Origin of the sequence: Pseudoalteromonas sp. APC 3224, assembly GCF_030407535.1 — a bacterium.
In the GTDB taxonomy this organism is placed as follows: domain Bacteria; phylum Pseudomonadota; class Gammaproteobacteria; order Enterobacterales; family Alteromonadaceae; genus Pseudoalteromonas.
The window spans coordinates 1-5760 of sequence record NZ_JASDDF010000065.1 but is presented as its reverse complement, the minus strand read 5'-3'; the positions used below and the strand labels follow the sequence as shown (position 1 = coordinate 5760).

The window sequence follows — 5760 nt, the reverse complement described above, 5'->3', positions numbered from 1 at the left end:
ATTCAAAAATAAAAAAGCCAAACAATATAGCGTGTTTGGCTAAATACATGTTGCTTTGAACTAAGCGCCTATAGTGCCTAGCTCGAAACAATAAATTAATCGCGGAAGTTTTTAAACTGAAATGGCTGACCTAAATCGGCAGTGCGTACAACTTGCATAGCAGCTTGTAAGTCATCACGCTTTTTACCCGTTACGCGTACTTCTTCGCCTTGAATAGCCGCTTGCACTTTTACTTTAGAATCTTTAATGGCTTTTACTACTTTTTTAGCCATATCTTTTTCGATACCCTGCTTTAGTGCAACGTTACGAAAAACATTTTTGCCTGCGCGAGAAATCTCTTGAAGTTCTAAGCTCGCAACGTCCATTCCACGCTTAGAAACTTTCCCAGCTAAAATATCAAACAACTGCATAACCTGAGCATCTGCTTCAGCTTTTAATTTAATTGTTTTATCGTTTAATTCAATTGAGGCATCGACCCCTCTAAAATCAAATCGTGTTTCTAATTCACGATTGGCGTTATCAACCGCGTTTTGTGCTTCGTTCATTTCTACTTCAGATACAATATCAAATGAAGGCATGATGTTCTCCTAACTAGCTAATCTTAATTTTATGCGGCAATTATAACGTTAAAATGATAAATCTTTACATTTTTCTGCATCTTGTTCAGGTGCGATACTAATTTAGTTTGATATACTGAGGCTTCTTTTTTATACGATTTTAGGATTTTTTGTGACGAGGCGTGTTTACCAAGCTATTTTTTTAATTAGTATTGTCGCATTTACCTTCTTATTTGCTAAAGAGGTAAAAGGGGCTGCAAACTTATTTCCGCATGTAGATAAAGTGGCGCATTTTGGTATTTTCTTTTTACTTGCCATTATAATGGATAAAGCCTTTAAACTGCCGTTATATGCACAAATATTGCTGTTAGCCGGCTATGGTGCCGCAATAGAAATTATGCAAGATAGCCTTCCTTACAGACAAGCATCACTGGCCGATTTTGTTGCCGATTTTATTGGTGCGGCGAGCTACTTTTTAGCTAAAGCCCTATTAACACTACGTAAAAAGAAGCGTTATGGCTAACATACTTGTTGTTGGTGATGGTGCTATTGGCTTGTTATTTAGCTATTTCTTAGCGAAACATCACACTGTTAATATTCTTACTAAAAAAGGCACCCTTAACACTCGCTTTTATAGCCGTGGTGATGCCCCTTCAGAAAAAATTAACGCTACTTTCATCTCACAACAGCAATTAGCTCAAGCTCCTGAATTTGAAATTGTTTTATTCACTGTTAAAGCGTTTGCAGTGCAACAAGCCTATGCCCAAGTAAAGCCTTATCTTGGTAATAATACCCATATTGTACTGAGTCATAATGGCATGGGTAATGTTGAACAATTAAATGCACAGTTAACAAAGCAGCAGTCGTTGTACTTTTTAACCACTAGCATGGCTGGGTTCAAATCAAACCCTAATATTGTGCAGCATACCGGAAACGGGCAAAGTGTATTAGGGGGCTGTAATCAACTGGCTATTCAAAATATTCAACAGCTTAGTGCGCAATTACACACTATTCCGCAATTAATTGTCAGCAACAATATTGAGCAACTACGGTTTGAAAAGCTACTAGTTAATATTGCCATAAATCCATTAACCGCTCTGTACAATATAAAAAATGGCCAGTTACGTGCGCCACAGTTCAATAGCTCAATTATTAATTTATTAACAGAGGCGTGCCATATTGCGACCGCGCTTCAACTTAATATTAAGCTTATCGATGCTCTCGAGCGTGGCTACAAGGTAATGAGTTTAACGGCAGAGAATTACTCATCTATGCATCAAGACGTTTTGCATAATAGGCAAACTGAGATCATGGCAATTTGTGGCTATATAAGTGAGCAAGGAAAACTGCACCATATTGCAACACCTTATAATGACGCCTTACTTGCTGAAATTTTGGCAAAAAAAAGCGCGGAATAAATCCGCGCATCTAATATATTAAGCCATCAAGGACGATATACTTTTACGGTGTTAAAGCCTTCTTCGTGAAGAATAAGCGCTTGTAATTGGCTCATTACTCCTTTTTGGCAATATAAGTAATAGTCTTTACCTTTAGGTAAATCACCAAACTTAGTTGCTAAGCGGAAAAACGGTAAGTGGATAACTTCAATACCTTCAATTTCCAGCGGCGAAGCATCTTCTTCTTCAGGTGAGCGAATATCAACAACAACCGCTCCCTCTGGTAACTCTGTAACTGATTCTGCCTCTTTAAGCTCTTGCTTAGCCTCAACATCAATATCGCGCACATCCATAACACGGGCGTTATCAATAACGGTATCTAATACGTCAAAATCAAACTTCTCTTCTTCTGCTTTAATTACTTCAATTTTGGCTTTAACCGTCGGCTTTTTAGAGATCACACCACAGTATTCAGGCATCGTTTCTGCCATTTCTGCAGTGCCTATTTGGCGCGCTATATTGATGATCTCTTGCTTATCATGTTGAATAAGAGGACGTAAAATCAGCGTTTCGGTTACACGGTCAATAACACTTAAGTTAGCTAAGGTTTGGCTAGACACCTGACCTATACTTTCACCCGTTACCAAAGCTTGAATATTTAGTTTTTCAGCAACGGCACTACCCGCTCGCATCATCATACGTTTAAGCACAACACCCATTTGGCTGTTCTCAACGTTTTCTAAAATTTCAGCAACAACCGGTTCAAAATCAACGGTAATAAACTTAACTTTATGCGTAGAGCTGTATTGCTTCCATAGGTAGTAGCTCGCTTGCTTAACCCCAATTTCATGGGCAGCGCCACCTAAGTTAAAGAATAAAAAGTGTGTACGAGCGCCTTTACGGATCATCTGATAACTGGCAACGCCAGAATCAAATCCACCAGACATAAGCGATAATACATCGTCTTGTGTTGGCAGTGGAAAGCCCGCCATTCCTAAATGGGTTTGCGTCACTATGTAGGCTTTTTCGTCTTTAATTTCTAAACGAATCGTTACCTCAGGGCGGCTTAGCTTTACTCGGGCTCCTTCAACATGTTGATTAAGCCCGCCACCAACGTAGCGCTCTAATTCAGTTGAAGTAAAATCATGTTGACCTATGCGCTTAGCACGTACACAAAAGGTTTTACCAATAATAGTGTGGCCAACTAACGCAATGGTTTTTTGATAGATGTCATCAAGGGTTTTAAAGTCTGTTTCGGTCACTTCAATAAACTGTACGATGCCAGGAATGCGCTGCAAGCTATCAATAAAATCAAGGCGAGTTTGAGCATCATCTAGTTTTGTAACAACTGAAATATTATCCCAGTTATTACGTACTTGTACTTTTTCGTCAACACGACGCAATACAATTTTAATGTTATTTTCTAACACTTTGGTAAAGCGTTTACGGACTGAACGGCTTTTGATGGCTATTTCAGGGTGAAGTTTGACGATAAATTTAAGCATAGTTCAACTCTTAGACTGCGGGAATTCGCGCACCCAGGCATTGGGCGCGGCGGATTATAGCAAAAAATTTAACGCCTAGGAACTAACCAACTCAACAGGCTTAAGGATTCTGGGGGGCAGCATTTGCTAAAAGTGCGTACTTGTCTCTTAACTGATTAATTTTATTTGCGCTTTTTTCTGTACTGTAAGCCTTAAATAAAGTCAGTACTTTTACAATACCAGGGTATATATCTTGCTCAACCAGCACACCACTTAGTCTTCTTGCTTTCATATAGGGTGTCCAAAAGCTAACCGTTAATTTTAGCGTATGAGCAAGTTCAATGGCATCTTGTTCATCAATGGCAATAATTTCACTATCCCGCAAGGCCAAAATGATGTTACGTACCTGCTCAAGTAATTCCTGCTGAAAATCAATGTAACCCTGTTTTAAATGGCTATCGCGAGCAAGAATATCGCCAAGGTTGTCGTAAAAAAAATGATAGCGCCACATTAATTCAAATAGCGAATCTAAATAAGGGCCAAGATGCTCAAAAGCATCGTCGCCTTTATCAACTGGCTTAAAGTGAGTACTTAAATGGTCACGATAAAGTGCAAATATGTGGCGAATAATGTCTTCTTTATTTTTAAAGTGGTAGTACAGATTACCCGGACTCATGCCTAAACTCGATGCAATATGATTAGTTGATATTGCTCTTTCACCATGTTCATTAAACAATGAAATACTGGTTTGAATTATTTTATCCTTGGTATTCATATACTCATTACTCAATTTTCGAAAATACGATGCTGCATTAAAACAATCCACTAGGGCCTGTTTATCTTTCGAGGTTGAATTTGCAGCAGTGTGTTTGGTATTTTGGCAAGGCAGAGCCTATGTAGTGTGGTTATTCCCCATAAATAGGCGATAACGCAGCATAAATACCAAACACGCGCTGCCTGAAGGTTCGTCCTAGGGACGATTAACTCTTTGTTGCTCGGCTTTTACTTAGCCCACTAGGTTACAAACCTCGCGCCACGATTAAATCGTCCCTAGTTAGAACAAATTTTAATCCTGAAAGGTCAACAGGCCCTAGTATAAACAAATAGTCAGCGTTAAAACAATCAAGGCAGGAAGTTCTTCACAATTTACTTACAAGGCTGCTTTGCACACTAAACACTGCTACACTACGGCTAAAAATAATAACACAGTAAATATTATGAAAGTGACCGCAATCTACCCAGGCACATTTGACCCTCTTACCAACGGCCACACTGATTTAATTCAGCGTGCGGCTAAAATGTTCGATACCGTTATTGTGGCTATTGCTCATAACCCAAGTAAAAAACCGTGTTTTACTTTAGAAGAACGCGTTGATTTAGCAAATGAGATTTTAAGCCATTTAGATAATGTAAAAGTCATTGGCTTTTCAGGGCTACTAGCAGATCTGGCTCGCGACCATAATGCAAATGTATTGATTAGAGGTATAAGAGCGGTTTCTGATTTTGATTATGAATTTCAACTCGCGAATATGAACCGCCGTTTAAACCCTGATTTAGAAAGTGTATTTTTAACACCTGCTGAGCGTAATACCTTTATATCATCAACCTTGGTAAAAGAAGTTGCGCGCCATAACGGAGATGTGAGTGAGTTTGTTGATAGCATAGTAATGAAAGCCCTGCAATCTAGGCTGGGAAAAACCAAGCATTAAACTCAACGCCTAGCGTTTCATTATGTTGCGCTAGGTAGCTTCGCTCTTGCTGGAAACAGAACGTTCTTAAGCCTCACTAAGCCCAAAAAATCTTTATTGATAAAGAAGATAGCTATCATCATGGAATCCATCAGATTAATTCCCAAAGAATAAAATGACCAGAACCACCATGGTGAGCTGTTACTAAAAACAAATACATCCAGATGCATACCAAAAAATAACAGTGAGTTTATGCTTAACCCTAATAATAGATAAGTAGATATAACATTTTTAGTTAAGAAGTTGCTTACCACCAAAATAACCAAAATTGTTACTAAATCAAAAAGTAATAATTTCATATAAGAAATATTTTGGATATCAATGAACAGGCTTGAAGAGTATGAAACCGACATTATTAGCGACAGCCATAAAGCCTCTTTTTTGGGTTTATTTATACTCGTGACTAATGAGTATAAAAAAGCCATTAAAAAGCCCCACTGAACAAATGCGCCGAGGTAAAGAGATACATATGGACTGAGCAAGAAGTCATCCATTTAAAATACCATTTTTAACTGAAGGTTTTAATGCTTTTACACCTTGATTGATATTCACATAATCTAAGTTTATTACCAAA

7 protein-coding genes are annotated in these 5760 nt (G+C 38.3%); 3 read left to right on the top strand and 4 right to left on the bottom strand.

From position 1 onward, the window contains the following. Positions 1 to 95 precede the first annotated feature (95 nt). Positions 96 to 578 (bottom strand): YajQ family cyclic di-GMP-binding protein, encoded by a 483-nt coding sequence (locus tag QL989_RS18935; RefSeq protein WP_008113183.1) that lies wholly within the window; start codon positions 576 to 578, stop codon positions 96 to 98. Positions 579 to 729: 151 nt separating this feature from the next. Between QL989_RS18935 and QL989_RS18930 the strand changes: the two genes are divergently transcribed. Both QL989_RS18930 and QL989_RS18925 read left to right on the top strand, forming a co-directional pair. Beyond that, complete coding sequence (locus QL989_RS18930; RefSeq protein ID WP_008113182.1) at positions 730 to 1080, top strand: VanZ family protein; 351 nt, start codon at positions 730 to 732, stop codon at positions 1078 to 1080. Then, positions 1073 to 1975 (top strand): 2-dehydropantoate 2-reductase, encoded by a 903-nt coding sequence (locus QL989_RS18925; protein WP_290171678.1) that lies wholly within the window; start codon positions 1073 to 1075, stop codon positions 1973 to 1975. Before QL989_RS18930 ends, QL989_RS18925 begins: the two co-directional genes overlap by 8 nt. Positions 1976 to 2001: 26 nt before the next feature. Here QL989_RS18925 and thiI read toward each other — a convergent pair whose 3' ends face one another. Both thiI and QL989_RS18915 read right to left on the bottom strand, forming a co-directional pair. After that, on the bottom strand, positions 2002 to 3459 hold the full coding sequence (thiI, locus tag QL989_RS18920) for a tRNA uracil 4-sulfurtransferase ThiI (RefSeq protein ID WP_178955323.1): 1458 nt from the start codon (positions 3457 to 3459) through the stop codon (positions 2002 to 2004). Positions 3460 to 3559: 100 nt separating this feature from the next. Beyond that, positions 3560 to 4213: a TetR/AcrR family transcriptional regulator gene (locus QL989_RS18915; RefSeq protein ID WP_010391043.1), complete on the bottom strand. Its 654-nt coding sequence runs from the start codon at positions 4211 to 4213 to the stop codon at positions 3560 to 3562. Positions 4214 to 4655: 442 nt separating this feature from the next. Here QL989_RS18915 and coaD point away from each other — a divergent pair, with 442 nt between their 5' ends. Beyond that, positions 4656 to 5147 carry a pantetheine-phosphate adenylyltransferase gene (coaD, locus tag QL989_RS18910; RefSeq protein ID WP_010391041.1) on the top strand — a complete coding sequence of 164 codons (492 nt, stop codon included), beginning with the start codon at positions 4656 to 4658 and terminating at the stop codon, positions 5145 to 5147. A gap of 20 nt (positions 5148 to 5167) precedes the next feature. Here coaD and QL989_RS18905 read toward each other — a convergent pair whose 3' ends face one another. Further along, on the bottom strand, positions 5168 to 5680 hold the full coding sequence (locus tag QL989_RS18905) for a hypothetical protein (protein WP_290171676.1): 513 nt from the start codon (positions 5678 to 5680) through the stop codon (positions 5168 to 5170). Positions 5681 to 5760 lie beyond the last annotated feature (80 nt).

Bases quoted from the DNA above. Each gene is read 5' to 3' on its own strand.
- QL989_RS18935 (WP_008113183.1), bottom strand. From the start codon at position 578: ATGCCTTCATTTGATATTGTATCTGAAGTAGAAATGAACGAAGCACAA.
- QL989_RS18925 (WP_290171678.1), top strand. From the start codon at position 1,073: ATGGCTAACATACTTGTTGTTGGTGATGGTGCTATTGGCTTGTTATTT.
- thiI (WP_178955323.1), bottom strand. From the start codon at position 3,459: ATGCTTAAATTTATCGTCAAACTTCACCCTGAAATAGCCATCAAAAGC.
- QL989_RS18915 (WP_010391043.1), bottom strand. From the start codon at position 4,213: ATGAATACCAAGGATAAAATAATTCAAACCAGTATTTCATTGTTTAAT.
- coaD (WP_010391041.1), top strand. From the start codon at position 4,656: ATGAAAGTGACCGCAATCTACCCAGGCACATTTGACCCTCTTACCAAC.
- QL989_RS18905 (WP_290171676.1), bottom strand. From the start codon at position 5,680: ATGGATGACTTCTTGCTCAGTCCATATGTATCTCTTTACCTCGGCGCA.